The following is a 26,881-nucleotide window of genomic DNA, read 5'->3' as shown; positions in this document are numbered from 1 at the left end:
CGGCAAAAATATTCAAGTAGTAGATGGATTTATCGCGATGCTTGTTGAAATAGGAAGACAGTTGGCCGAGTATTTTGGACCTCTTTCCAAAAGCCGCGGTTTGAGGAACGTCTACCTGATCGAGCATCCGCTGAGAGATAATGATCTAGAGGCGCTGTGGCAGACAATTTTTCAACAGCTCCGTTTCCATCCGCTTACGGAAAGCTACTGGGATGATCACGCGCTGGCACTTTGCATTCTCGCCACCGAAGTCGGTTATCGCTATCGGGGTACAGGGACCGATTTTTGGCCAGTGCTCTCCCGCGAGTTGGATATCACGACAACCATTGCGGAGCGCGCGCGCTTAGTCGAGCTTTTTCGCAAAATCGCTCTTCGCTACCGTATCAGAATACCCGGACCGACGCCTTGGGAGGAGCATTTCCCTCTAATCGCTTGGCCGATCGGAAATGCTGTCGCGCCTGTGGAAATTCATAGGCCCATTGCGGAAGGGCTACGGCGAACTGTCCGAGAAGGATTGCGTCCTACATCTGACAGCGAATTCCTTGCCAGACTAATACAGATTGCCGAAGGATCGTCTTCCATAAGGTTTTCCAGTTGGTTGCAGGACAGCGTTTTGGCAGTCGAGGTGTTTTCGCGTCTGCTTGGGCAACCCGTCGAAGAGCCTTGGCTTTCCGATCACGTGATTGACCGAATTGCTACCGACTTGGCGCTAGATAGGAGGGCTAACAGATCGATTTCGGAAGCAAGGGCCATACTTTCTCGTAAGAAAGGCGGACGACGCAAGATTGAGGTCGATCCTTGTAAGCTTGTTTTTGATCCGAATGGACGAAACGGTGAGCGGCTCTTCCTCCAAGGGCCGGTCCTACCAATATCGACACGTCAGGAGATTCTTTTAACTCTAGATGTTCCGGGGGACTCGATTCATATACGAGGTGCGGAAACAGTGGTTTCCATCTCGGACCTGTTGTCAGGCGGTCTAGTGCCGCTACCCTATCTCACTGAGCTTGAACCGCCGATTATCGGTAGTGAAAAAGTGATCGAAGTCGCATCTCAGGCGACTGTTGGAATACTCGCCTGTCTCGAACCATCGCGCTTCCGTGTTTTCAAAAAACGAAAAAATGAGGAGAAATTCTACTCTATACCTAAACATTCCAAGGTGGATCATTGCTCGACCTATTTGCTTGCGCCTGACACCATGGCATTTGGCGATTCAGAGTCGTGGGCCTTGCTTCGTCCTGATGTGGCCGAACACCTTAAGGTTCTACGTCAATTCCTTGGGGACGAGGGCCACATCGAAGAAGAAACTGTTCTATTCGGCCTCCCGGCTAAAGAGGGTTCAATGACCTTCATGTCTGGGTTTCCGCTATTCGGAGCTATAGAGGACTTTCCAGAATCATTCACGGCAGAGGAAGGACACGAAGGTGTAATCTTCTCTCATGTGATCACAGATTCAGATGCGAAACTAGGCTTTGTGGAACTACCAGAAGGCGTGTGGGCTACTCCGAAGGGACGGAGCTTAACAGTTGTGGATACGTCGCAAGATGCTGCAGCATCCATTGATCTGGATCCGGTGCGGCCAAGCCTTGAGGATTTTTTGAACGGGAATATTGCCGTGACGGTCTCCGCGCCGTTGCCACTAGAGAAGGTTGAACTGGAACTTCGACTTGAGGTTTCAAGTTATTCGCCGGTTATAGTGACCGAGGTGCTTGAGCGTTTACCTGCCAGACTAACCGGTTTCTCACCGTTGTTCCGAAATGCGCGAGAGCAACTTCTCGAGATTGGTACAGACATCGGAGGAAAAACGGTTGAGTTCATCCTGAATGCGCATAACTTGGTGCAAAAGGTGTCCAACCTCCGTCCAAGGGTGATCAGTTTTGAGCTGGGTGAAGACCAACGGTTTCGACCATCAGAAACAGCGGGTAGTGAGGTTGGATTAAGTTATCCGATGATAGTGGCTGATTCCGAGGCTCCTCTACTTGTCGATCCGAAGGGGGATACGTGTAAAGATGGAGCGCGATTGCTATTGCCGGATTGTGACCGCCCTGGCGCGATTTCTTCAGGAATTATCGTTGGCAGTAACGGATCAGTTCACTTAAATGAATTTGGTAAGGCGACACCCCTTCCATGGGTTCGTGAGGCCGATGCATACGAGGGGCGTTGCGGATTAAGAGAAGTCGCGCGTTCGTTGATTGGATGGCGGCTAGCTCGGACGAACAATGTGATCGGCGAACTGCATCGCCGCAGAGCGTTGGCTCGTCTGGAAGTCACGTCTGTGGGTCAGCTCTGTGGTGAGGCTTGGGCTCAGCTTGAGCAGCAAATAGATGTTACACTAGTGGATCCGCTGCAAACTTTTTTAAGGCTAGCCGGGCGGCGTGGCCTGACGAAGGGCGAGATTTTTCCCAACTTCCCTGACAGGTGCGATCAGGAACTTCTTGATGACATTCTAATACGACGGTTTAGCAGTGAATTACGTGAACCCGAGCAAGAATTGTCCTTCTGGTCCAAAGAGCGGGGAGAGGACTTAGATATGGTAGTTATAGATGCCTATGACGAGCTCCTTTCTCGTTTAGAGGAGATAGGGCGACCCTCCTTTGAGGAAGTTGATCTTTCATTTCCGCATACTCGCTGGAGAGACACACTGCGTGACGCTGTGTCAGCACCGAAGCTGACAATGTTCCATAGACTGATCCTACCCGAGGCACGCTGGCAGCGGCTCGCAGAGACAGACCATTCCCCACTGACACCTGACGGGATGATCGACTTGCTGGATTCTGTACACGTTGATGTTGGCCGCCAACCGGGTCGCAGACGTATCAGTCGAGAAGAATTAAGGGCTCTGTTGCTTTTCTGGCTCGCGCCAGCAAAGCTTATCGAACTGGGAGACTGGGTGACGCCGCTAATGTGCAGCCTTTCTGATGCATTCACTTCTCGCGCAGTCCGCTATGTGGTCTTGAGACAACGTGTAGCAGGAAAAGACCTCCCCGATGTTGTGGGGGTAGAATGATGGACAAGTACTTTGCCTTTGCGAATGCCGTTCAGGCTATGCGTCGACGGGCCGAAGCCCTTTCGAATGCGCTGGGCGGAGCACTAGGAGTAGCAGCGGAACCACTTCCCCATCAGCTCGCGAGTGTGCGCAGGATCCTCTCTGAAACAAAAATACGCCATCTCATTGCCGACGAGGTGGGGCTAGGTAAAACTGTACAAGCACTTATGATCCTGAATGCTCTGAGGTGGCAGAAGCCTGAACATCGTGCGGTTATTATTGCTCCTGAAAGGCTACTGGAACAATGGAATGGTGAGTGCTGGACACGTGCACACGTGATGACCTCAATTGATCCATTAGCGGGTGATAGATGTCCTGTGACACTTCTACGTCCTGCAGATCTGACCCTGCGTCGAGAAGATGGTGGAAGGAAGGCAAACCTCGATCCAGATGGCTACGATATGCTCATTGTCGATGAGCCGCAAACGATGTCAATGGAAGTCGCGGAACATATTGCAAGTAGATCGGAAATGTTTCGGCAGGTGCTTATTCTCTCCGCAACGCCACGCTTAGGTGAGCCGCGATGGCGAGATCTCATTATGCGAATGTTAGAACCGGAAGTGGCAAAAGAGGCAGTACGAAATGAAGTCCCGATCATCGAAGCTTTGCTACAGAGAGAGCGCGAGATGGCTGCGCTTGCGCAAATTGAAGGTCCGAAGTTTCCCTTATTCCAGGTCGCGGCCGCTAACCGTCGGATCATCCGCAACGGGCGAGCGGACTGGGCACACTACCTTCCTAGGCGACAATGCCACGAGATGGTAGTGCCGGCCAACCGCACGGAACGGCTACGGTTTGAAGTTGCATCTACTTTCCCAGTCATGGACGATAATGAGGGAACGGACCGTTCGACTTGGACTAAGGTAAAGCTACTCCAGAGAAGCGCCCGTTCCTCTCGGCAGCTTCTGCGCGAACTTGCGCAGATAGGAGGAGTAGCTGCTGAACTGGCGAATGACGCTTTGACCAATTCTATGGACGATCCCGGAGACAGCCGTCTGGAGGCGCTTTTAGATCTGTTGTCGAAGGAATGGGCAAATGACGAGGCCCAAGCCTTTGTGATTGTGTGTGGTGATACTCCGACAATGAACTTACTTGAGGTGGTGCTTCCACGGTATTTTCCTGAGTTGAAGAATCGCATCTCACATCTTGCCCGAATGTCGACTACGGAGGCTGCTAGCGAGATAACATTCCGACGTACGCGGGAGGACCTTGCGCCGCTGCTCTCTGGTGAAAATCGCGTTCTTTTGGTGGGCGAATGGGTGCAGGCTGGTCTCAACCTCCATCATTTCGCTAGGAATATTGTTTTTTATTCTGTCCCTTGGAATGTTGTTGCGATTGATCAGCTCATCGGACGGGTCGATCGCTTGCGTCCCGAGACTATTCAGGGGCATAGGAACAAGCCACAGAACATTAGGATCTGGCGATTTGTGATAGAAGGTTCGCAGGAGCAAGCTGTCGTACAGGTGTTGTCGGGAACGGGGGTTTTCGAGTGCCCATTGCCGCCGATATCAGAAGCAGAGATGGAAGAGCTTTATAACGTTCAAGCTGATGCAGCGCGTGGTTTCCTGCCCGGTAATCAGTATTGCGTAAATAAATTCGATCAAGGCGCTGTTCTGCCTTCTTCTCTAACGGAACTTGACCCGTGGGCACCAGAGCTGGCGAAGTCGTATTGGGATAGTTGGGTAGCTGGGACCATACCCGGTCCTACTATGTCAAAGCCCCGTAAGAGCTTTACTACCCCAACGGAAGCGTCGGAAGAAGCCATGGGACATTGGCTCGATCTGATGGGGCGGTCGCATGATTTTCAGATTGGCAGGAGACAAGAAAAGACGGAAAGAGGTGCCCATTTTAGCACTCTCTGGTATGCGGAAGGTGGCGATAGGCGTGCAAAGCCGCTTTTCCCATTGCCTGACATGGCGACTGGGCGTTTCCGGGACGATCATAAACCGTTTTTTCACAAACGTAGCTATTTGTCTGCTCCAGCCATACGTACGGTAGCAACAGACGAGGGCGAGGCTTCGGAGCGTCCCTTGCACTTTCTGGATCACGGAAATCGTCTACATGATGCCCTCGTCAATGGTTATCTGAATCGTGGGAGAGAAATCTTCGGAGGAGGTTCGGTGCCTCAGGTGGTAGTTCGGGCGCCGGAGGGACACCCAGCTATTGCAAATGACGGCACGGTCTTGGTTTCTGTCGGCCTGATCGATCCGCTTCCTGACACACATTTGCCTGAAATCTGGTCTGAGGCTGCCAAGGAAATACGCGCGTGCGCCACCTCCCATGCTCAGAGAACCGTCTTGGAAAGAGAGCAAGACAGACTTCGAGACAACTATTTGGCGTTTCAGAGATGGATGCGTCTTAATTTGCGTGCACGTCTTTTTATTCAAGGTAAACGCTTCGAGGAGGGCAGCTGGAAACCGCTTGAACAGGAACAGCTTGAATCCATATTGATACCGCTTGCTTATGTGAGTGAAGAAACTTCTCGGTTAGGAAAAAAGAAAATCTGGGCATGCGGGAAAGAGAAAAAAATGTTCCGCCTTCCCATTGAATTAATTACTAGAGAGCGAATAAACCAAATTTCTAGCATTCAGAAAAGCGCTCAGCAATATCTCTCCGAACACCTAGCTAACCTAGAGGATCGAGCAAACGAGCAATTGAGGAAATTCCAATTCGAACTTGATCGTATCATTTCGTTGCGCCAAGCGATTTTGGAGGACAAGCGAGCTGAGGAAGTCTCCGAGGGGAGCCAGGCTATGCATTCAGGTATGGTTGCCGTCGCTCAGCGCGAGGTGGAGATGGCCAAAATTGTCCGTAATGAGATGCTTACCTTCATGCATGAGATCTTGTTCGGAAGGGGCAAAGGTGTGTCGTGTCCCACGATATCCATCGTAATGAGTATGGTTCAAGAAGATTAGAGCATGAATTATCTGGTTCAAAACGGGACTCTTCCGGAGCCTTCTCACAATTCCCGCACCGTATCAGCAACACTACTAGTTCTCTAGACTATGCGAGAAAACAAGTTAAGATGGTTGCATGCCCGCGCAACCAAAATTATTCAAAAAGGCCCTGAGCGTTCTGCTCAGGGTCTTTTTTGTGTGCGTCAACACCACGTCAACAAAACGCCTTTACCGCGTTCAAAAGTTTAGAATAGCCGAGTGCAGTTCTTTTTCTTCATAATGGGATAAGCTACGTTTCAAGATATGAATATGTGCTAAAAGCCGTCTGGGTTATTGGGGGGCACCGGTGGTGCGCAAATATGGGTGTAGCGCTGAGCTGCGATGAGGGTTTTTGTGTTGCTGTGCCCAAAGGGGACTGACCCGTTGAGCCATTCCGTTGAGCGTCCCAGTTGGTTTGTTTCGGCGGTTTCGTTATTAGAGTGCAGGTGTTCCAGATAGTTACGTATGAACGGCTGGCGGAGTAATCTAGATATGACGCAGCTCCTGCACATTCGATTGCGCCATTTTGCTGGCTACAAACGTCTTTTCATACGATAGCTCCAAGCAGTGCAACAACGGCCCCGCTGAAGAGCGATGTATTTTCAACCCATGACCTGCCTCCAATGAAATCTTATGTTCGGCCAGTGTAAGCTCGCTCTTTTGTAAAAGCTGCACACGTATCCATTCAACAACCCCATCAAGTTTACACCTGCTCGGATTACCTTACTTTTTGAAGAGTAGCTGCCGGTTTCACGCTTCAACTTGACTATAACACTGAAAACATTGATGGAAAAATGAAAATGGGACGCACTGGATTGATGCCTATTCCCTTCCTCAATAAACTCAACGACTGCTCACACAATTCAAGTTTATATGCCTTACCCGTATGAGCCAAAAAAGAATCAAAATAGGCAACACCGGGATTGCCACGTTATCTGATGCAAGTTGAAAAGCCTTATTCAGGCAAGTCTTAGACTACCATTGCGACTGTGTAATCAGCCCAAAGTTTGAGATCATCATTTCTAGCGTGGCGATAGGAGGGAGCGGACAGATTATAACGGCGAGGACGGAAGATGGTATTGATTTGATCATGTGCTAAAAGGAAGCGTTACGCTTGCCGGAGCGACTTAAACCTCCCCATGATCTTCTCCCGTTTTCGTGTGGGGCGATGAGAGTTTTCAATGCTGTTATTCAGCCCTTCATGTGCACGGTGATCCGCGTCAGGGGCCAGAGACTTAACAGGTTTGATGTAGCTGCGTAATTTATCCGTTATCACCACCCGTGGTTCGCCAAATTGCTTGACCAGTCTCTTGAAAAAACGCTTGGCTGCCTTGGCATTCCGGTAGGTTTGCACCAAAATGTCGAGGACATCTCCATCCCCGTCAATGGCCCGCCATAGCCGGTATTTCGTACCGCTGATTGAAATGACAATTTCATCCAGATGCCATTTTCGATTAGGTTTTGGCCGGTCCCCGCGGATACAGTCGGCAAAATGGCGTCCGAAGCGGTTAACCCACAACCGCACCGTTTCACGGCTAATGATAACGCCACGTACCGCTAAAAGGTCTTCAACATCGGCTGTACTCATGGCAAAACGGTAGTATGCCCACACAGCATAAGCGATGATTTCACGAGGAAAACGGAAACCCTTCAAACGGGAATAATGGCTGGGAATTTTCATCGCAACTACGTACTTGAAAATCTAAACCCAAACAACTTGATGAAATGAACACGCCCCTCCGGCCTCGCAGTGAGGCATACTGATGTGCGTTAATTAAGCGATCAAGAGGAACGTTCATGACTAAGATTGTAACGGTTGGGTTGGAGCTTGCGAAATCCATCTTTCAGGTACACTGCGCGGATGAAGCGGGAACCCCTTTGCTTCGCAAGCGGTTGCGACGTGGTCAAGTCATAGAGTTTTTTGCGGGTATCGAGCCCTGCCTCGTTGGCATGGAGGCTTGCAGCAGCGCGCATTACTGGGCTCGTGAATTGCAAGCATTGGGCCATGAGGTGAAGCTGGTTCCACCGCAATATGTCAAACCGTTTGTAAAGAGCCAGAAGAACGATGCGGCTGATGCGGAAGCAATCGCCGAAGCGGTTCAGCGCCCGACTATGCGTTTTGCAGCAATAAAAAGCGCGGAACAGCAATCTCTTCTAGTCCTGCATCGCACTCGCGAACTTCTGGTACGCCAGAAGACAATGTTGATCAATGCAATCCGCGGCCATTGCGGCGAGTTCGGCCTCGTGGTAGGCGCTGGCGCAGCAAAGGTTAGCGAACTTATCATAGTCATCAAAGACTCGGAAGACACTCGTCTGCCAGCCCTAGCACGTAAAGCCCTGAATTTTTTGGCAGAGCAGTTGAAAGAAAAGCAAACACAGATCAAGGCGCTGGAAAGAAAGCTTAACGAGTGGCACACCGACAATGAAGACAGCAAACGGCTGGAGACGATTCCCGGAGTTGGCGTCATCACTGCGACCGCGTTGGTTGCAACAATCGGCGATGTTACCCAGTTCCGCAGTGCCCGCCAGCTTGCCGCATGGCTCGGCTTGGTGCCTAAACAGTACTCGAGCGGCGGTAAGGAAAAATTAGGAAGAATATCGAAACGCGGTGACGGCTATCTGCGCAAGCTTCTGGTTCACGGGGCAAGGGCAAGTTTGGGCTGGTCCCGGCGAAAACAGGACGGTTTGTCCCAGTGGCAAAAGGCATTGCTTGAACGGCGCCCGACCAACGTAGTCCTGGTTGCCATGGCCAATAAAATGGCGCGCACCGTCTGGGCCCTGCTCAGCAAGTCGCAAACATATCGGTACAACTCAGTGGAAGTATAAAGCGTCGTACTAAAACCAATTGCGAGGGTGATCGTGATGTGATGGCAAAACAGGGTAACCGGGACCAACTAACCCCGTGGCATTGTCGGAGCTTCGAGCTCGCCAACTTGATTGGGTGTTGGTCTACGAATTCCATCAGGGCCAGCGGAATAGACCGCGCAAACAGGCCGGATAGATGACTGAAAACCTACATTGCTAAAACTCATAAAACGCTTGCAATCCGGGGCGTGTTCATAGATGGCAATGCCCCCTGCGGTGTTGTTGGACACAAGACAGAAACCAACAATGAGAATGTGATTGCCTATGTCAGTCTAAAGTCCGGCAGTTCCTGCAGCGAAGATGACTTGAAGGAATTTTTGAAAGATAAGCTGGTCTCCTACAAACGTCCCGCTCGCATTATCATTGTTGAGAGTATGCCGATGGCTTCCAACAGCAAAATCCTGAAGCACAGGCTAAATGATATGTTTTACAGGGATTGAGCGAAAGCCATTACGTCAGTGACGTCTTTCATTGAAATACTGCACTGATGTAATCCCAGCCAGCAATAAGAGGAACCTACAGGTTCCAAATAATGGAGCTTGGTATAAGTTGTCGTTTCATGGAATCCCGTCAAACGGAACACGCACTCAAGGCAGAGTGATTTAAGCGTTTTGGAGTGCGTAGTGCTTCTTCTTGTTCCCGGATTTGTCTTTCTTTTTCAAATCATGAGCGGATTCAATGGTTGTTGGAATCTCTTTAGCGGATGGCCCGTCAGGGTGGGGAGAGGGAACCTGTGCCAAACGGCTATCCAGCAAGCCTCCTTGTTCGCTGACCAGTGGATAGGCGATGGAAGTGAACAGGGCATTGATGTTCTTTAAGTCGCGGATGGTTTCCAGATGGATGGAGCTGGTGTTGAGGCTTGGTGTTTTGCCCTGCGACAGGCGAAGAAGGTGGTTGCGACGGCTTTCCACTTCCATCTGGCGCAGTTCGTCTTTGCGGGTGATGAGCTGGCGGGCGGCTTCCAGATCACGGCTCACAAGTACATTTAAGGAGAGTTGAAGGTTCTCCAGTGTCATCCGGTGGATTGTGGAGATTTCCCGCCAGCCTTCGCTGGAGAAATCTGTATCGATTTTGTGCTTCTTTTCCGCCAGCTTGAGCAAGTTGCGTTGGATGATGCTGCCCGCATGTTCCAGCCGGACACAATAGTTCATCAAATCGGAGTATTGCTGGAACTCTTCTTCACTCATAGTCTCGGATGCGGCATTGGTCAGGTATTCCTTGATGAGCTTATGTAACTCGTCAACTTCGTCATCGATACCCATGAGCTGCCTGATCTGGCTTTTATCGCCGTTTTCAAAGGCGGTTAAAACGCCGCGCAGCATTGTGTCGACTTTTTCACTCATATGCAGCAGCTCGCGCATTGCAGTTGGAAATGCCTGGCTAGGATTTTCCTGCAGAGTTGGATCAAGCAGGCTATGGCGCTTTTCTGCGTCTAGCGGTGTATCTTCTTCAGGCTTGGAGAGCAGGCGCTGGCATAGGGCTGCCATGGGGCCGCACAAGGGCAGGCCAATGAGGGAAAGGGCCAGATTGAGCGTGCTGTGAAAGTTTGCCAAGGCCCGTGCAGGTTCTGCTCCCCATAAGGAGGGAGGAATTATCTTCTGGTTTAGGAGTACCAGCATGACGACAACACCGGCCACCTTGAACAGTAAATTTCCAAGAGCCATCCGGCGCACGTCCTGTGTTTCCTTCATTGTGAGGACAAGGGGAATAATTGCTGACCCGATGTTGGCTCCCAACACAAACAGAACAGCGTGATGAAGGGGGATAACGCCGGAACTGGCCAAGGTTATGGTGATGAGGATGACCGCAACGCTGGAATGCAGGACCCAAGTGAGGGCTGCAACGCTCAATATGGCAACAACAGGGTCTCCCGAAAGCAGGTTCAGTAATACGGGAAGCGCTTCACTTTGACGAAGGGGGGCGGAGGCCGCACTGATGAGGGAAAGTGCCAGAAGCATCTGGCCCACACCCAGAATAATCCGGCCAGCCTGTTTATGGGAGCGGGATGTGCCGCGCCAGAACAGCCCGCCGCCAATAATAAGGCAGGTGGGCAGAAGCCAGCTGATATCCATGGAAATGATTTGCACCACGAGGGTGGACCCAAGGTCTGCCCCAAGCATAATGGCTAGACTACCTGCAAGTGTGATGAGCCCGCGGCTGACAAAGCCGCCCGTTAGAATGGCCGTTGCCGTGGAACTTTGCAGTGTGGTGGAGACAACGAGGCCGGTGCCGAACCCTGCAAAGCGATTGGACGTGGAGGCATTGAGCAAGCCTGCAAGGCGGTTGCCGAAAGCGCGTTCAACACCTGTTCTGATCATGCGAGTTGCCCAGAATAAGAGGGCAATGCCTGCACACATATGGAGAATAACTTCGAATGCATTCATTGTAATGGCTCCAATACATTCTAGTAGGGAGGCCATTTATCAGGCAGGGCAGTGCGCTAAAACAATCAGAGTTCTCGGTGCATCTCCATTGAAGTTGCCAGGATAACCCTGTTTTGTGTTTTCTTAGAACATAACTCTCCGAGTTATTTGGGTGATTTATGATCTAATTCGTTGTTTTTAAGCGCATCTTCAATCAAAAATATGAGTATATTTTATGAAGATGCTAAATGAACAAAGGAAGCTGCTTACAATTTCAAGTATTTGTAATTTGCTTTCAAGTTCAATATGCACGTTACGACCTTGAATAAAGGGCCTGCTATATCTTACTATGGCTACCACTTAGCTGGCTAAATGGTCAATTGTAGGAACACTTAAAAAAACTTTATGGATAATTTTCGTTGGTGTTCCGGTGAAGGGGAGCGCGGGGTGACTTAGAGCCTTGAAAAGGTGCGGTGTAAACCAACACACCTTTTCAAATTATTGGCTTTATGCCCCTACGGCTTTTCGCCAAGGGCAAGACGGCGGTTGATGTCTTCGATCACCTCCGGCAGATCCACAATGCTGTCGATCACATAATGGGCACCAGCCTTGCGAAGAATGTTGCGGGTGGCTTCAACGCGCAGGTCGATCTCTTCCTGTGGAAGCGCTGCGGCTTCTTCATAACTGTTGATGTTCATGTAGTTGGAATAGCGGGCAACGCCCACGGCCCAGCAACCAGCGTTCAAAGCTTCATCAATGCCGGTTGTGGTGTCATCCACCTTGACCACGGATTGAATGGAGGTGATGTCCAGCATGTCCAGATTTTTATAAAGCATGTGTGGCTTTGGACGGGACCCGTTGGTCACTTCATCGCCCGCAACAGTGGAATCTGGATGGAAGCCAGCAGCCAGAACGTCCTTAAGCAGCACATCCACCATGGATTTGGTGAAGCCGGTGGTGACGCCGATTTTAACGCCGCTCTCCTGAATTTTCTTGGCAACTTCTGGAACGCCGGGCAGCAGGCCAGTGTATTTTGGCAGCACTTCCAGCTGCACGGGAACGGCTTCCTCAAACAGGATCTGAACGTCCTGATCCGTTGGGTACACGCCCTTTACAGCTTTCCAGCGCTCGCGAATGCTTGGGTCTTCCAGAAGGGTCTGGATGTGCTTATCCTTGCGAAGACCCATAGGACCTCGAGCTTCAAGCATGGAGATTTCAACGCCGTGCTTTTTGAAGATTTCGACAAAAACAACAGTTGGCGCAATAACATAGGCGTCGGCAGTTGTGCCGCTCCAGTCCAGAATTGCGGCCTTGATTTTTCCTTGATACGAACGCTTGTAGACAAAATCTGCAAGGGCACTCATGCTTTACTCCCAATGGATTTTCGGTGAACGGAGGATCCGCTAAGTCTCTGAAACTTTTATGACAAACCGCAAGATATAAGGCAAATCGTTATTTCTGATTGTTTTGATAGATATTAGTTATATGATGTGCGTATGAGTGAAGCTTGAGCCAGTGTCTAGAGTGCAGAGCAGAACTGCTTATGATCTGGATCCCGCGTCAAACGCGGGATGACGTGGGAGTGCTTTGTGAAGTGGGTTCTATTAACTTTTCGTTAATGTATATAGAGCGGCAAGAGAGGCAGTGCTTGAGCCTTTACGAATACTGGAATGAAATGAAAATAAATAACATTAAATGGCTATTTTTTTTATTAGCGGAGGCTGTCTGCAGTGTTGAATGGGGCTTGGGTAAACCCTTGCCATATCCAGTTTGGCTGACTAAGGGTGCTATACTTTTTAGTAGTTTCGTTGGCACATGTTCTTGGTGGAGGCTCTTTGGTTACACGGGGCTAAAAGGTTGGCTGAAAGCTACTATCGGTGTTTTTGGAATAACAACGACTATTTTTTTAATAAGGGGCCAAGTTCTGATTTGGTATGCAATTGCAACTAATGTACCTCCCGAAACCCCTCGTACTTATATATTCTTGATTTATACGAACTTATACCAACGGCACTTATAATTGACCTGTATGCGCCCAATTTCGTCTACCGATTGATGTGATTGTGTGGGGTTGTTGAATAAGCTTATTCCAAGCGGAACAGGCGGCATCGACAATTTCCTGGTAGTCTTGAAAGGTTCGGTTAGAGAGCCAGTTTTGCCGTAAGTACTGCCAAACATTTTCAACCGGGTTGAGCTCCGGAGAACGGGGTGGGAGCAGCAAGATGGTTATATTATCAGGCAACTTCAGTTTTGCCGTTGTATGCCAACCCGCTTGATCCATCAGGACCACTGCGTGCGCCCCTTTGGCGACGGTTCGGCTGATTTCTTTAAGGTGAAGCTGCATGGAATTGGTATTGGCTTTGGGCAAAACAAGTGCTGCCCCTTTGCCGTGGGCGGGGCAGATGGCCCCGAATACATAAGTTGATTGATAGCGCCCGTCGCTGGGAGCCCGTGGTCTCGTTCCTTTTTTTGCCCACCTTCTGGTGAGCCCATTTTTTTGACCAATGCGGGCTTCGTCCTGCCACCAGATTTCCATGGATGTTTGTGAGGGCAAGCGCGCTTTTATTTCTTTAAGCCGGGCATGGAAGTTTTTTTATATGTCTCCATAACTTGCTCGTCCTGTGCCGGGTGCTGTGACCGAACGCTGACCCGAGAAAATCCCAGAACTCTGAGGAGGCTTGAAATAGCCCTTTCGCTATAGCTGACCCCAAACTTCTGCTCGATCACACCTTGCAGATCCCGCCGACGCCAGCGAATTACGCCGTGTTGTTGTAAATCAGGCCCAGCCTCAACCAGATCTGCAAATTCAGCCATTTGCTCTTTATTTAACCACCGGACACGGCCCGGGCTCTTACGATTGTACAGGCCGTGCGGCCCTTCTGCGTTAAACCGATGCACCCAGTCTCGCAGTGTTTGGCGGTCCATGCCGCCCATGCGTGCCGCCTCCAAGCGCGACAACCCATCATAAACAGCAGCAAGAGCAAGAAGGCGGCGGCTCTGCCTGACATCCTTACTTTGACAAGCAAGAGTTCGTAACGAAGAAGCATCATAGTCTCGGCGCAATGGGATCGCTGACATTGGGAATCTCCTTTCCCAATGTTGAATCACAATTCAAGTGATTTGGGAATCCTCATCCCGAGTCAAAAACAGGTGCCGTTGGTATTAGACTCAATCATGCTTTTAGCAAGCAGCGCGCTTATTCTAGCGGGACTTTCAATTCCATATATATACCCGTTGCCTGTCTTTGCCTGTTTTATTATTGCGCAAGTCCTAGCCATCAAACTTCGAGAGCGAGAAGTGTCATAAAACACCACAGTGCACAGGTGTCATTCCGGACAAGCGAAGCTTGAGCCGGAATCTAGGGGCGTGCAGTTTGGAGGCGCGGCTTGTTGTCTGGATCCCGCGTCAAGCGCGGGATGACGCGCGCGCGTATTGAGGAGGAGGCTAAAGCCCCTCCTTCACGCACTGCTCCAGAACATCCATAGCCCACGCCATTTGCTCATAGGTTGTGATGAGCGGGGGGGTGAGGGTGATGGTGTTGCCCATGGTGATTTTGAAGCTGAGGCCGCGGTCTAAGGCGGCGTAGTAGATTTTTTCAGCCAGATCGTTTGCGGGGGCTTTGCTGGCGCGGTCTTCGACCATTTCCATGCCGAGCAGCATGCCGCGGCCGCGGACGTCGCCGATGCTGGGGTATTTGGTTTTCATCTCTTTCATGCGCTCCAAGGCGAAGGCGCCCACTTTGGCGGCGTTCTCAACGAGGCCTTCGTCTTCGATGATCTGGATTGTGGTGAGGGCGGCGCGGGTGGTGACCGGATTTTTCTCGTGGGTGTAGTGGCCAAAGGCGTAGTGACCGGCCACATCCAGCTCCGGTGCGCACAGGGTTGCGGCGATGGGCAGGATGCCGCCGCCCAGAGCTTTGCCCATGACGAGGATATCGGGCACGGTTTCATCATGATCACAGGCGAACATTCTGCCGGTTTTACCAAGTCCGGTGGGGATTTCATCAAAGATCAAAAGGGTGCCGTGGGCGTGGCAGGCTTTTTTCACCTCTTGCCAGAACCCTTCGGGCGGCAGGTAAGGGACAGCGCGGGCGGGCTCGGCTATCACAGCGGCCACATCGCCTTCCTTTTCCAAGACGTATTTGACCATGTTGGCGCAGGTCATGCCGCAGCGCTTCAAGTCCGGTGTGCCGTCCTCCTTGCAGGCGTGGCCATAGGGGCAGCGGTAGCAGCCGAACGGGGCCACATGTTCAGAGCCCGGCAGAAGAGGGCCGATGGGCCCACCTCGAAACATCTGCTCGCCGCCAACACTAGATGCGCCAAAGCCTGCACCGTGGAAGGAATCCCAAAAAGAAACCGTTTTAAAACGGCCGGTTGCCGCGCGGGCAACTTTTAGGGCCACCTCGTTGGCATCTGACCCACCGGTGGTGAACAGCACTTTACTTAAGTTACCCGGTGAAATTTCGCCAAGCTTCTCCGCCAGTTCAATGGCCGGATCACAGGTGTAGCGGCGCGGGGCGAAGGGGAGGGTGTCCATCTGGTCGGCAATGGCTTTTTTCAGGCGCGGGTGACCATAGCCGATGTGGTGCACGTTGTTGCCATGAAAGTCCATGAACTTGCGGCCACTGCCGTCTTTGATGTAGACGCCTTCCGCCTCGGTGATGACCGAAAGGCAGGGTGTTGAGACGGACTGGTGCAAGAAAGCTTCGCTGTCGCGCTTCAAGGTTTTCGCGTCTTTCTCGGAAATATTATCTTTGGCCCACTCTTTACGGCGGGGGGAGAAGTTGACTTCGCCTTCGGTCTGGCTTGGAACTGTCATGGCTAACCTATTCCTAGTAAAAAATTAAGCTGGAGAGCGGCCGTGCCGCCATGCGGAGGTGCGTTTGTGCAGCACATGCATGAGGGCGGAGTGCGCGAGCTTGACGCCGGCGGAGGTGGCCACAATCATCATGGCCATCGCGGCGGCGGGGGCTTGGTCTCCCACATCGTCCATGTTCAAAATGGAAATGGAGGCCAGCTTGGTATCGGGTGAATAGAGGAAGACAACTGCGGAAACAGTGGTCATGGCATTCACAAAGAGGTAGATGGCAACCTCGGAGATTGCGGGCAGGCAAATGGGCAGATGCACCCGCCACATGGTTTTATAAAGCGGCACTTTGAGAGACGCAGAAACCAGTTCGAACTCGCGGTCAATCTGCTTGAGAGCCGTGGAGAAGGTGAGGTGGCTGACCGTGTAGAAGTGGGTCACGGTGGAGACCACCAGAATGGTCAGGGTGCCATACATCATAGAGAGCGGGTTCTCCGGATTGGAGAAGAAGAATACATAGCCCAGACCCAGCACCATGCCTGGCACCGCCATGGGCAGCATGGCCAGCATTTGCACACTGGCACGAAGGCGCTGATAGCCCACACTCTTCTCAACGAAGAAAGCCCCAAGGAAGATAACAAGGGTGCCGATGACAGAGGTGAGCCCTGCCATTTTTAAAGAGTTATAGAACGCCGCCCAGCCGTTGGGATCAATGGCGTTGAAGTTGTAGTGGTTCAGCGTCAAGCTCATGTTGTAGGGCCAGTAGGCGATGAGCGAGGCAAGCAAAGCTGTGCCTAAAATGCTGAGAAGAAACAGGCTGATGGCGCAGCAATAAAGGAAGAAAAGGGTGTCTCTTCTTTTATTCTTGGCAGGCTGATAGGGAACCGCTTTGGCTGAAAGCTGCGCGGTTTGTTTCTTGCGCACATAGCGGTCTACCGAGAAGGAAACCACAGCTGGCAGCAACAGGAGAAGACCGACAACAGCGCCCATGGAAAAGTTCTGCTGTCCCACCACTTGCTTATAGATATCCGTTGCCAGAACATTCATCTGACCGCCGATCACCTTGGGCACCCCGAAATCGGTGATGGTGAGGGTGAAGACCACAAAGGCGGCGCTGATAAGACCATAACGGGCACCGGGAAGGGTGACGGAGAAAAAGGTTTTGACCGGCCCTGCGCCAAGGGCACGTGCTGCGTCATAAAGACGGGCGTCGGCGGTGGAGAGGGCGGTGACCATGATCATCAGGACATGGGGGAAGGTGTAAAACACCAATCCCAGTGTAACACCGATCGCCCCGTAAACCGAATGCCCCATAAGCCATTCATTGATCATGCCCTGATTGCCGAACAGATAAATCAGCGAGATCGCGGGCAGAAGGGAAGGGGCCAGAATGGGAATGGAGGACAGAACGCGAAACACCTTCTTGCCCGGCATTTGCGTGCGGGTGAGTGCATAGGCAAAACCAAAGGCAAGACTGGATGAGATGACTGTCACCAGAACGGCGATGAACACACTGTTGTAGACTGCGGTTTTGATGGAGCCCGACTGGAAATACTCTGCAAAGTTCGCAAGGCCAGCAAAGTTGCCCTCGCTGGTTTGGAAGGCCTTGGCAAGCAGCGTGTAAAGAGGCGCAAACAAGAATGCGAGCAAAAACACGGAGATGCCTACCAAGGCGATGAGCATGAGCAGGTTGTCGCCATTTAGGCGTTTTGCTTTGCTGGCAAAGGTTCCATGCGCGCTAGAGGCCGCGCTGGCTGGCTGGGTAGCTATGGACATGCATCACACTCCCTGATTTAGAGAGGTGTGGGCCTCGGAAAACAGGTGCAGGCACCTTATTGGCAGGGCGATCAGGGTTTCGTCTCCCACCTTCAAAGCATGGTCACGCATGAGGTTCATGGAAACGTCACAGATAAGCGGTTTGCTGCCGAAACCTTCCGCCGTCATAGAAATGCGGCAGAAGGAGCCAAGAAACTCGATATCTTTCACGCTCACTCGCACACTGTTTGGAGTGTCCGCCTTTACACCGCGCATCTGAACATCTTCGGGGCGGATGCACACGGTGACTTGTGAACCGGCGAGGAATGACTTGTCATTACTATTTGTGCGCAGGCGCTGGGTGCCAATGCGCACATGGCCTGAAAGACCTGGCACATCGCTTTCAACGGAGCCACTCCAGAAATTCATTTCGCCGATGAAATCCGCCACATAAGCCGATTGCGGGTTGCTGTAAATTTCTTCGGGTGTGCCAACTTGCTCGATGTGGCCGTGGTTCATCACCACAATGCGATCGGCCATGGCAAGGGCTTCTTCCTGATCGTGGGTGACCATGATTGTGGTTATGCCAAGGGTACGTTGCAGCTCGCGCAGCTCGTGGCGCAGGTGCACCCGCACTTTTGCATCCAGTGCGCTGAGCGGTTCATCCAGAAGTAACATGCCCGGCGATGTGGCAAGGGCTCTAGCAAGGGCAACCCGCTGCTGCTGTCCGCCTGAAAGAGCGGCGGGGTATTTCTTGCCGCTATCGGGCAGGCCCACTTGGGTCAGCAGCTCCTGAACCCGTGCCTCCACGGCGCTCTTTCCCAGTTGCCGTTTTGAAAGGCCATAGGCGATGTTCTTTTCCACGCTCAGGTTTGGAAACAGGGCGTAGGACTGGAACACAATGCCAAAATCCCGTTTCACCGGTGGCAGGGCGGAGATGTCCTTTCCCTTTTGGAAAATCTGGCCGCTGGTTTGATAGTCAAGGCCGGCAATGGCGCGCAGTAATGTGGTTTTTCCGCAGCCCGAGGGGCCAAGGAAGCAAACAAATTCACCTTCATTGATGGAGAGGCTGATGTTTTCAAGGGCAGTAAAATTTCCGAAATTTTTATTGAGGCCATGAACCTCCAGAAAGCGTTCATTCGTTTTTAAACTACTGTTATCGACGGATTTTGTCATAGGAAGGGGCTCTCTGGAAAGCTTAGTGGTATGCTATGGGGAAGCCCTGCTCAAAGTTCCGAGCAGGGCGATCTTAAATAAAAAATTATTTAGGAGCAGCTTTACTGCCGTAGCGGCTGTCCCATTCTTTCAAGATGCGCGCGCGGTTGTCCGCAGCCCACTGGAAGTCGTTCTTGATCATCTTTTCTTCCAGTCCAACAGGCATGTTGGCAACAGGCTTGGCAACACCCTTCATGGCCACAACTGCGTAAGCTTGGTTGTACATTTCGTTGGCAGCTTTTGTGACGGACCAGTCTGCAAAGACTTTCGCAGCCTCAATGTTTTTCGCGCCTTTAATCAGGCCGAAGCTTTCAAGATCCCAACCAACGCCCTCGGTTGGAGCGATCACTTCCACAGGTGCGCCTTGAGTTTTCAGCTGAGCGCCTTTGTAAGCAAAGGAAATACCGATGGGGAATTCGCCTTTACCCGCCATTTTGCAAGGGGCCGAGCCGGAGTGGGTGTAGATGCCAACGTTTTCATGCAAGGAATCCATGAAGTCCCAAGCCTTCTCTTCGCCCCAGATTTGCATCCAGCTGGACACATCAAGGAAACCGGTGCCGGAAGAGGCAGGGTGCGGCATGACCACAGCGCCTTTGTAGACAGGCTTGGTCAGGTCTTCCCAAGACTTGGGCATAGGCAGATTGTGCTTTTTGGCTTCAACTGTGTTGTAACAGATGGAAGCAATCCATGCGCGCTGGCCAACCCAACTGGGCTTTTCCTTTGCGTCATAAAAACCTTTTTGCAAAGCATCCAAGCCTTTAGGTGCATAACCTTCCAGCATTCCCTTGCTTTCCATCATCAAAAGGGAGGTTGCCGCAACACCCCAAACGATGTCAGCCTGTGTATTTTCGCCTTCAGCCAGAAGTTTTGCGGTTATAATTCCAGTGGAATCACGAACCCACTGAATGTCGATGTCAGGGTTATCTTTTTCAAAGGCATTTGCGAATATAGAAAGCTCTTCCGGCTCTACGGCAGTATAAACCGTGAGCTTTGTTTTTGCTTCAACTAAAGCCGTGGTTGCTCCAAGAGCCAACGCCCCTACAACCGCAGAGCTGATTAAAGACTTTACACGCGCGAACTTCATTCCAGATACCCCCTTTAGGATACATTTTGTTAAGTGCAGCAGTGTTTTCTAGTTTTGTTTGCAACAGGAATCATTCTTGTCAGCATACTGCCCTGTAAATCTTCCTAGTTGTAAATAATTTCTAGAATTGCACAAATATCGAACAGATAAAGATGAAAATTCAAGCTCTTTGTATAAAAGCAATACAAAGAGTGTCTGCCATATACTTGAAGCCTGTGACAGTTTTATAAAGCTATAAAATGCAAAGACTTAGTTGATCTTTAGGGAAATTGCGTCTATAAGTCAATTTTTGATTGTAAATAGTATCTATAGGCGTTGCTTATGTTTTCTTCTCAATTTCGGGCATTTCATGCGGTTGCAACCTATGGAGGGTTCTCCAAGGCTGCTGAAAAACTGGGCCTGACCCAGCCCGCTATTTCCGATCAGGTTCGCAAGCTGGAGGAGCGCTATGGAGTGCTGCTGTTTAACCGGCACAAACGCTCTGTTTTTCCCACCGAGTTGGGAGAACAGTTGTTTGAGCTGACCAAACGACAGTTTGAGATTGAACAGCAAGCAGTCGAATTGCTTTCCGACACGAAGGAGCTGCGCAGGGGACACTTGAAAATTTGCGCCGATGCGCCGCTGCATGTGATGCAGATCATCGCCGCTTTCCGGCAAAATTATGAGGGGATCAACGTGACCCTCCAGATCGGCAATTCGGATGTGGTGCTCAAGCGTCTTTATGATTACACGGCGGATGTGGGCGTTCTGGCGCATTTTTCCGATGACCCGCGGCTGTTGTCCATTCCGCTGCGCAATGATCCGCTGGTGGCTTTTGTATCCAAAGATCACCGCTGGGCCCACCTTGGGGAAATTGATCTGGCAAGCTTGAGTGACGAGCCTTTGGTGCTGCGTGAAGTTGGCTCCAGAACCCGCGGGCTGGTGGATGACGAGTTTTCCCGCAAGGGCCTGCCCATGAACATCGCCATGGAAGTGGAGGGGCGGGAGAGCGCTCGTGAAGCTGTTGCCGCTGGCATTGGTGTGGGCATTGTTTCCCAGCCGGAGTTTGGCCATGATGACCGCTTGGTGAGCCTGAGCCTGACCGACTGCGAGAACCGCATGTATGAAGCACTGGTCTGCTTGAAAGAGCGGGCGCATCTTGGGGTGATCAGCGCTTTCAAGGATATTGTTGAAGCGCACGTTAAAGGCCTTTAAAGCCTGAGAGGGGCTCTATGCGGGTGGGGCAAGCTCCCGGCCGGTTGTACACGAAGAGCGCGCCCATATCTCCTTAACCCTCCCGCCAGATAATAGTAGAGCTGCCGCAATCAAGCGCTACACTTGCACTGCAAAGTTCTAGGAAAATACACGGGGTTGGTGAGTTCATGATAGAAGTTCTGAGCGACAGTATGGACCGCAATGTGGCCGTGAGGCTGAGCGGCAAGATCACCAGTGAAGACTATGCGGCCACCTTCATTCCTGCCATGGAAAAGGCTCTGCTGGAGCATGAGCGTCTGCGCATTCTGGTAATCACGGCGGAAGACTTTGACGGCTATTCTCTGGAAGCGATTTTAGATGATGCCCGCTTCGGTCTGGCCCACTGGAGGGGTTTTGAGCGCATTGCAATTGTGAGCGATGTGGGCTGGCTGCGGGCCAGTATGAAGATATTTTCCGTTCTGGCACCTTGCCCCATGAGGATGTTTAGAAACGGGGAGGAGGATGAAGCGGGGCTGTGGCTGCGCGAGGCATTTGGAACCGTGCACATTAACCCGCGTGACGATGGTCTCTTGATCACCAAATTTATCGGTAAACTGGAGCCGGATGCCTATGACAACATCAACGAAGACATGGCTCTGTTTATCAACAAGCATGGGCGTATTAAAGTACTGATTGATCTACGGGATTTTGACGGATGGGAGAGTTTGAGCGCTTTTGAAAGCCATTTTGAACTGGTGAAATCCTACCACCATGCCCCCAAACAAGTGGCCGTGGTGGGCAATGCTCGCTGGCAAAACCTTGCCGAACGGGTTTTCTCAAAGTTCGTGGACGCGGATGTTCAATATTTCCCTGCGCTGGATATTGAAAAGGCAGAGCGTTGGATTGGGGTTTGAGGGGCGTTCTGTATGCGCCCTAGTATTCTAGGTCCAGCTATGAGAGAAGTTTGAAAAACACGTCTAAACCGAGCTGTGTTTTGCAAGGCAATGCGCCTGACAAAACTTGATATTTTTTCTAAGCTTCTGTTCAATCCGATTAATTTTTATTTCGAGGGAATTGGGGTAGGTTAACTAGCTAGGCCTTCATACAAAAATACTTTTGAGGAGATATAAGTGCTAAAAGCAATTTGGATGTCTGATCCGCACTTTATGCAAGAAGGTGATGTGATGGGGCATGATCCTCGCGTTCGGCTACAAGCTGCTGTGGACCATATTAATCGCCATCACGTTGATGCGAGCTACTGTATTATTTCAGGTGACATGGTCAATCGGGGAACTCACGCAGATTACGGCGCACTGCGAAAGCTATTGAATAAACTCGAAGTTCCATTCCTGCCAATGGTTGGCAACCATGATGAGCGTGAACTGTTTCGGACAATGCTGCCCTTGCCAAAGTCTTGCATGGCTGATTTTGTTCAATATTCCATCTCGACTTCAGACGGATTAATCGTTTGTTTGGATACACAAAAAAACCTATCAGATGCAGGGGAGTTCTGCGAAGAGCGCCTTGCCTGGCTACAAGATACACTGCAAAAAGCTGCTGATATACCGGTCTACATATTCATGCACCATCCCCCTATGTCTCTTGGGCTGCCGATGCAGGATACGGCAAACATGGAAAATGGTGATGACTTCCTTGAATTGCTTTCTAAGTATGATTCTGTGAAATATTTGTTCATAGGACATGTTCATCGGCCAATTTCCGGTACTGTGAGAGGTATCCCTTTTTCGACCATGCGTTCTATTCTTTATCAAGCTCCTGCTCCAAAACCCGACTGGAACTGGGAGAGCTTCAAACCAAGTGAAGAAGCACCCAATTTGGGCGTGCTTACAATTGAGAGTGCGGCCGTAAACCTCCAGTTCGAACAGTTCTGCAATTTTGAAGTTGGGGTAACTAGCACGTAGTGTAAAGGGGCTCTTAATAACCCCTAAGCATGGCCGTGGTGGGCAGTGCCCGTAGGCAAAACCTTGCCCAACGGGTTTTCTCATGGTTCGTGGATGCGGATGTTCAATATTTCCCTGCGCTGGATATTGAAAAGGCCGAACGCTGGATCGGGGTTTAGCTCGGCTTCTTGCTAAGAAAAAGGCACCTTGAAACAGGTGCCTTCGGGTATAATCCAGATTGTTTTGGGAGTGTTTTTTTAACGTTCCTCTGGCGGAGAGCGGTCGGTGACGCCCATGGCATCACAGGTCTCGCGAATGGCTCGCAAGACGCCGTGCATTGTGTCGGCGTGGAGCTGGCCGATGCAGCCGATGCGGAAGCTGGCGATATTGGTGAGTTTGCCTGGATAAATTATGAAACCGCGTTTTTTGATCTCATTGTAAAATGTCTGGAAATCGAAGTTCTCGTGTTTGGGACAGAAGAACGTGGTGATGATTGGTGAGATCCACTCGTCTTCCAGCAGGGTTTCAAAACCCATTTTCCGCATGCCTTCAATCAAGATGTCCCGATTGCCTGCATAGCGAGCCAAGCGGCCTTCCACGCCGCCTTCTGCTTCGTGCTGTTTCAAGGCTTCCAGAAATGCCACAACCGTGTGGGTTGGCGGGGTGAAGCGCCATTGGCCGGTTTTGTTCATCACCGCCCACTGGTCGTGTACATCAAGGCTGAGGGAGTGGCTGTTGCCTTTGGCCGCCTCCAGCTCGCTCTTTTTCGCCAAAATGAAACCGAAACCGGGCACGCCCTCGATACATTTGTTGGCGGATGACACCATACAGACGAAGGGAATATCTTTGACGGATAGGGGCACAGCGCCAAAGGCGCTCATGGAATCGACAATAAGCTTGCGGCCATGCTTTTGCACCGCATCGGATATGCCCTGAAGCGGGTTGAGAATGCCGGAGCTGGTTTCGCAGTGAACGGCAATCACGTGGGTGATCTCCTTGTCCTGTGCAAGGATCGCATCCACTTCTTCTGGCATAGGCGGCAGGTAGTCGCCCTTGTCCAGTGCCACATAATCACGGTCGATATACTGCAAGGTCTTGCTGGCGCGCTGTCCGTAGGCTCCGTTCATGAGCACCAGAGCTTTGCCATCCTTGGGGATGAAGCTGGCAAGGGCGGCTTCAACGGAAAATGTGCCGCTGCCCTGCATGGGCACACAGTCATACTCGTTCCCGCCATCGCACATCTCAACAAGGCGCGTGCGAATCTCGGCTGTCACGGCCTTAAAATCCCCATCCCATGAGCCCCAGTCGCGCAGCATGGCCTGCTTGGTGCGCAAGGATGTTGTCAATGGGCCGGGGGTCAGCAGGTAAGGGTCACCGCTCTTAGATGAAACAGGGGTAACAGGATCAGCGATGCTCGCCGTCTTAGTCATGACTTATGCCTTTTGGAAAACGCTTTTGTTTCTAGCTTTGGGCATTTAAGGGTGCGCAAAAAGATAAGTCAAATCGCTAATTTAGATTTAATCTATCAGTATTAGCTATAGTATTGTGACTGTGATGGAACATTGCACTTAGGCGGTAGTTTTAGTTAGATAATTAAATTATCTTTTTAAGTTCAATGGAGTTAGGCTGGGTAGCGATGGACGAAAAGGCAAAAGTTCTCACGGGCGTTCCCATTGAAGAGATGCATGAAGCCATGCAGCGTGCTTTTTCTGACTACGTTGTGCCCATGCACATGAGCCCCGCGCAATTTCAAGGGTTTTTGGAGTGGCGTGGTTACTGCCCACAAACCTCCGCAGGCCTTTGGGTGGAGGATAAACTTGCCTGTTTCTGGCTGAACTCCAAGCCCCTGCCAGAGCTGAAGGGGCGCTGCTATACGTTGAGTACGGGAACAGTTCCCGAACAACGGAAAAAGGGCCTGCTTTCCAAAGTGTGTCATGAGGCCATTGAACTGGCGAAAGCGCAGGGTGGGAAGGGGCTGCAACTTGAAGTGATTGAGAGCAATAAAGCCGCCCGCACCGCCTACGACAGGCTGGGATTTGAACGGGCGCGCCGCTTGAGCTGCTTTGAAATTCCGGCGCCCCATGTTTCCGCGCCAAAGCTTGCGGGCTGTGCATTTCGCAGCATACCCATGGACGCCCTGCCGGATGAGCTTGGCTATTTTACTTTCCAGCCAACAGTGCAAAACAGCCGCGGTGCGTTGCAGCGCTTAGGGGAAGGGGTGCATGTGATCGGCTGTTTTAACGGCGCTCGCCTTTGCGGCTGGCTTGCCGTGATCGAGGCCAGCGGCACCATCGCCCAGCTTGCGGTTCATGAAGAGTACCGCCGCCAAAACATAGCCTCCACCCTGTTGCACAAAGCGGCAGCACATACCGGCGATACAATCTTCCGCTTTCTCAACATGGACAGCCGCGATGAAGGCTTTAAACAGTTTGTAATGGCGCTGGGCGGACGCGAATATTTGGCGCAGGAGGACATGGTGCTGGGGTTTTGAGTCCCTAAGCACCCAATGATACATGCACTAAAATAAATAGTTACAGGCTAATGGTATGCCTAATTCTTACATAACAATAAGCCAGCCAATGAGAGTGGCAACCAAAAACAATGGATAGGAGAATAGGAAACGGCCCCTTTCACTAACCTCTTCACCGGCTGGAAAAACGCCATGAAATATTTTGGCTCTCTTGCTCTCATAGTTGGGGTCTCCTCTCAAGTAGAGAATGAGGTCCCTAATAAAACGGTAGTAGATTAAGGCCATAACCCATGTACTTCCCGGTATAAAAAATAGCGCTGTAATGAGAGAAACTTCGTCGTTTGAACTACACTGGAACATTTGTTTTCCTAGCAATAGGCACAGGTCAGAATCACATAGGAAAGTGACCATAGGTAGTTAGTTTATACGTGCCGATGCCCAGCCTCGCGATAGCACCAATTACTAATTCCCTTAGGAATTGAGATGCCAATCTTTGCCGAGTTAGAGAGTTTTTACATCGGGCTATTGGCGAAGTCGAACTTGCGCCCAAGAAGGCCTAAAGCCTTGTGGCCCTAAAGAAGTGCACTCCCTGCAAAATACAGGAATGCGGCGGAGCCGAAGAACATTGAGGTGCGCTGGAACCGGTGAAGGTAGGTGTTTTCCCGCCACTTGGGGGAGGGCGTTTCTTGTAGGGCCTTTCCTTGGGGCCAGTCCACTCTGATGACCTGCGGAATTTCCCTATCTTTTTGAAGCATGTTCAAGGTGATGGTTTCATTGGCATGTAGCCTGTCTATGACCAGTTGAAACCGGCTATCCTCATTGACCTTGCTTCGGTAATTCACGGCGGGGTGAATATCGAAATTCTGGGGTTTGCTATTAAGCAGCACACGTACATTTTGGAGTGTTTTTCTTCCTGTATTTTGCAGGTAGATATGTGAAGTCTTGTAGGTGTTTATTGTATCTTCGAGTTTCAAACCTCTTTTCCCATGGGAACCAGTGAAGGTTTGGGGGTATAGGTTATAGCCTGCAGCATAGCCCCAAGTCAGCTTGCCTGTGGGTTTTGTAATATGTGCCGTGAACTGAAAGAGAGCTGTGGCAGATGCTGTAATGAGCGCTGCGCGTGAGTTCGGATCTGCAACGATGCCTAGTATTTTACCTAGTTCTTCAAGCATAACTTTTCCAAAACTAATACTATTATAAGTGATAGTTAAAATACTCTTTTAATTTATTGGGGTGACCTTATGCCGTCAATGGTAAATGTTTTTGTGTTATT

21 protein-coding genes and 1 pseudogene are annotated in these 26,881 nt (G+C 51.0%); 10 read left to right on the top strand and 12 right to left on the bottom strand.

The features are described 5' to 3' along the window. Positions 1-37: 37 nt before the first annotated feature. Both P6574_RS15990 and P6574_RS15985 read left to right on the top strand, forming a co-directional pair. The gene (locus P6574_RS15990) at positions 38-3,004 is read left to right on the top strand and encodes a hypothetical protein (RefSeq protein ID WP_310621262.1); all 2,967 of its coding nucleotides are present in this window, start codon (positions 38-40) and stop codon (positions 3,002-3,004) included. Beyond that, entirely contained in the window at positions 3,001-5,955 is a 2,955-nt protein-coding gene (locus P6574_RS15985) for an SNF2-related protein (RefSeq protein ID WP_310621261.1), read from the top strand. Before P6574_RS15990 ends, P6574_RS15985 begins: the two co-directional genes overlap by 4 nt. Before the next feature lie 991 nt (positions 5,956-6,946). Here the strand turns inward: P6574_RS15985 and P6574_RS15980 are convergent. Then, positions 6,947-7,657: pseudogene (locus tag P6574_RS15980) on the bottom strand (IS6 family transposase). A gap of 116 nt (positions 7,658-7,773) precedes the next feature. Between P6574_RS15980 and P6574_RS15975 the strand changes: the two are divergent. Continuing rightward, entirely contained in the window at positions 7,774-8,802 is a 1,029-nt protein-coding gene (locus P6574_RS15975) for an IS110 family RNA-guided transposase (protein WP_310621260.1), read from the top strand. Between the two features lie 68 nt (positions 8,803-8,870). On the opposite strand, the gene P6574_RS15970 is transcribed toward P6574_RS15975, so the two are convergent. Continuing rightward, positions 8,871-9,008, bottom strand: a complete 138-nt coding sequence (locus P6574_RS15970; RefSeq protein ID WP_310620039.1) for a hypothetical protein — start codon at positions 9,006-9,008, stop codon at positions 8,871-8,873. 21 nt (positions 9,009-9,029) lie between these two features. Between P6574_RS15970 and P6574_RS15965 the strand changes: the two genes are divergently transcribed. Next, a complete protein-coding gene (locus P6574_RS15965) occupies positions 9,030-9,281 on the top strand; it encodes an AMP-binding enzyme (protein ID WP_310621259.1) in 252 nt (83 codons plus the stop codon). A 162-nt stretch (positions 9,282-9,443) separates the two neighbouring features. Here P6574_RS15965 and P6574_RS15960 read toward each other — a convergent pair whose 3' ends face one another. Next, the gene (locus P6574_RS15960; RefSeq protein WP_310621258.1) at positions 9,444-11,225 is read right to left on the bottom strand and encodes a Na/Pi cotransporter family protein; all 1,782 of its coding nucleotides are present in this window, start codon (positions 11,223-11,225) and stop codon (positions 9,444-9,446) included. A gap of 494 nt (positions 11,226-11,719) precedes the next feature. After that, complete coding sequence (gene phnX / locus P6574_RS15955) at positions 11,720-12,568, bottom strand: phosphonoacetaldehyde hydrolase (RefSeq protein WP_310621257.1); 849 nt, start codon at positions 12,566-12,568, stop codon at positions 11,720-11,722. Positions 12,569-12,747: 179 nt separating this feature from the next. On the opposite strand from phnX, the gene P6574_RS15950 reads away from it, so the two are divergent. After that, entirely contained in the window at positions 12,748-13,224 is a 477-nt protein-coding gene (locus tag P6574_RS15950) for a hypothetical protein (RefSeq protein WP_310621256.1), read from the top strand. Here the strand turns inward: P6574_RS15950 and P6574_RS15945 are convergent. The 5 genes from P6574_RS15945 to P6574_RS15925 form a co-directional block, all read right to left on the bottom strand. After that, a protein-coding gene (locus tag P6574_RS15945; RefSeq protein WP_310621255.1) for an IS630 family transposase occupies positions 13,219-14,282 on the bottom strand; the annotation gives its coding sequence in 2 pieces (ribosomal slippage) (positions 13,219-13,799 and positions 13,799-14,282; 1,065 coding nt in all). The two genes, P6574_RS15950 and P6574_RS15945, sit on opposite strands and share 6 nt — an antisense overlap. A gap of 366 nt (positions 14,283-14,648) precedes the next feature. Continuing rightward, positions 14,649-16,022: a (R)-1-hydroxy-2-aminoethylphosphonate ammonia-lyase gene (pbfA, locus tag P6574_RS15940; RefSeq protein ID WP_310621254.1), complete on the bottom strand. Its 1,374-nt coding sequence runs from the start codon at positions 16,020-16,022 to the stop codon at positions 14,649-14,651. Between the two features lie 24 nt (positions 16,023-16,046). Beyond that, positions 16,047-17,786 (bottom strand): putative 2-aminoethylphosphonate ABC transporter permease subunit, encoded by a 1,740-nt coding sequence (locus tag P6574_RS15935; protein ID WP_310621253.1) that lies wholly within the window; start codon positions 17,784-17,786, stop codon positions 16,047-16,049. Positions 17,787-17,789: 3 nt separating this feature from the next. Then, entirely contained in the window at positions 17,790-18,941 is a 1,152-nt protein-coding gene (locus P6574_RS15930) for a putative 2-aminoethylphosphonate ABC transporter ATP-binding protein (RefSeq protein WP_310621252.1), read from the bottom strand. 85 nt (positions 18,942-19,026) lie between these two features. Next, a complete protein-coding gene (locus P6574_RS15925; RefSeq protein WP_310621251.1) occupies positions 19,027-20,064 on the bottom strand; it encodes a putative 2-aminoethylphosphonate ABC transporter substrate-binding protein in 1,038 nt (345 codons plus the stop codon). 321 nt (positions 20,065-20,385) lie between these two features. Here P6574_RS15925 and P6574_RS15920 point away from each other — a divergent pair, with 321 nt between their 5' ends. From P6574_RS15920 to P6574_RS15905, 4 genes are all read left to right on the top strand, one after another. After that, positions 20,386-21,258: a LysR substrate-binding domain-containing protein gene (locus tag P6574_RS15920; RefSeq protein WP_310621250.1), complete on the top strand. Its 873-nt coding sequence runs from the start codon at positions 20,386-20,388 to the stop codon at positions 21,256-21,258. A gap of 167 nt (positions 21,259-21,425) precedes the next feature. After that, positions 21,426-22,151 (top strand): SpoIIAA family protein, encoded by a 726-nt coding sequence (locus P6574_RS15915; RefSeq protein WP_310621249.1) that lies wholly within the window; start codon positions 21,426-21,428, stop codon positions 22,149-22,151. Positions 22,152-22,367: 216 nt separating this feature from the next. Then, on the top strand, positions 22,368-23,159 hold the full coding sequence (locus tag P6574_RS15910) for a phosphodiesterase (protein WP_310621248.1): 792 nt from the start codon (positions 22,368-22,370) through the stop codon (positions 23,157-23,159). Positions 23,160-23,188: 29 nt separating this feature from the next. Further along, entirely contained in the window at positions 23,189-23,317 is a 129-nt protein-coding gene (locus tag P6574_RS15905; RefSeq protein ID WP_310621247.1) for a SpoIIAA family protein, read from the top strand. Between the two features lie 78 nt (positions 23,318-23,395). Here the strand turns inward: P6574_RS15905 and P6574_RS15900 are convergent, their stop codons facing one another. Next, positions 23,396-24,568 carry a 2-aminoethylphosphonate--pyruvate transaminase gene (locus tag P6574_RS15900; protein ID WP_310621246.1) on the bottom strand — a complete coding sequence of 391 codons (1,173 nt, stop codon included), beginning with the start codon at positions 24,566-24,568 and terminating at the stop codon, positions 23,396-23,398. Between the two features lie 206 nt (positions 24,569-24,774). Between P6574_RS15900 and P6574_RS15895 the strand changes: the two genes are divergently transcribed. Beyond that, on the top strand, positions 24,775-25,629 hold the full coding sequence (locus P6574_RS15895) for a GNAT family N-acetyltransferase (protein ID WP_310621245.1): 855 nt from the start codon (positions 24,775-24,777) through the stop codon (positions 25,627-25,629). Positions 25,630-25,695: 66 nt separating this feature from the next. Here P6574_RS15895 and P6574_RS15890 read toward each other — a convergent pair whose 3' ends face one another. Beyond that, complete coding sequence (locus P6574_RS15890) at positions 25,696-25,968, bottom strand: hypothetical protein (RefSeq protein WP_310621244.1); 273 nt, start codon at positions 25,966-25,968, stop codon at positions 25,696-25,698. Between the two features lie 212 nt (positions 25,969-26,180). Further along, entirely contained in the window at positions 26,181-26,780 is a 600-nt protein-coding gene (locus P6574_RS15885) for a hypothetical protein (RefSeq protein ID WP_310621243.1), read from the bottom strand. Positions 26,781-26,881: the final 101 nt, after the last annotated feature.

The organism is Pseudovibrio sp. M1P-2-3 (genome assembly GCF_031501865.1).
GTDB classification, from domain to species: Bacteria; Pseudomonadota; Alphaproteobacteria; order Rhizobiales; family Stappiaceae; genus Pseudovibrio; species Pseudovibrio corallicola.
Note: the sequence above shows the minus strand (reverse complement) of the source record. Positions and strands in the feature narration are given on the sequence as shown.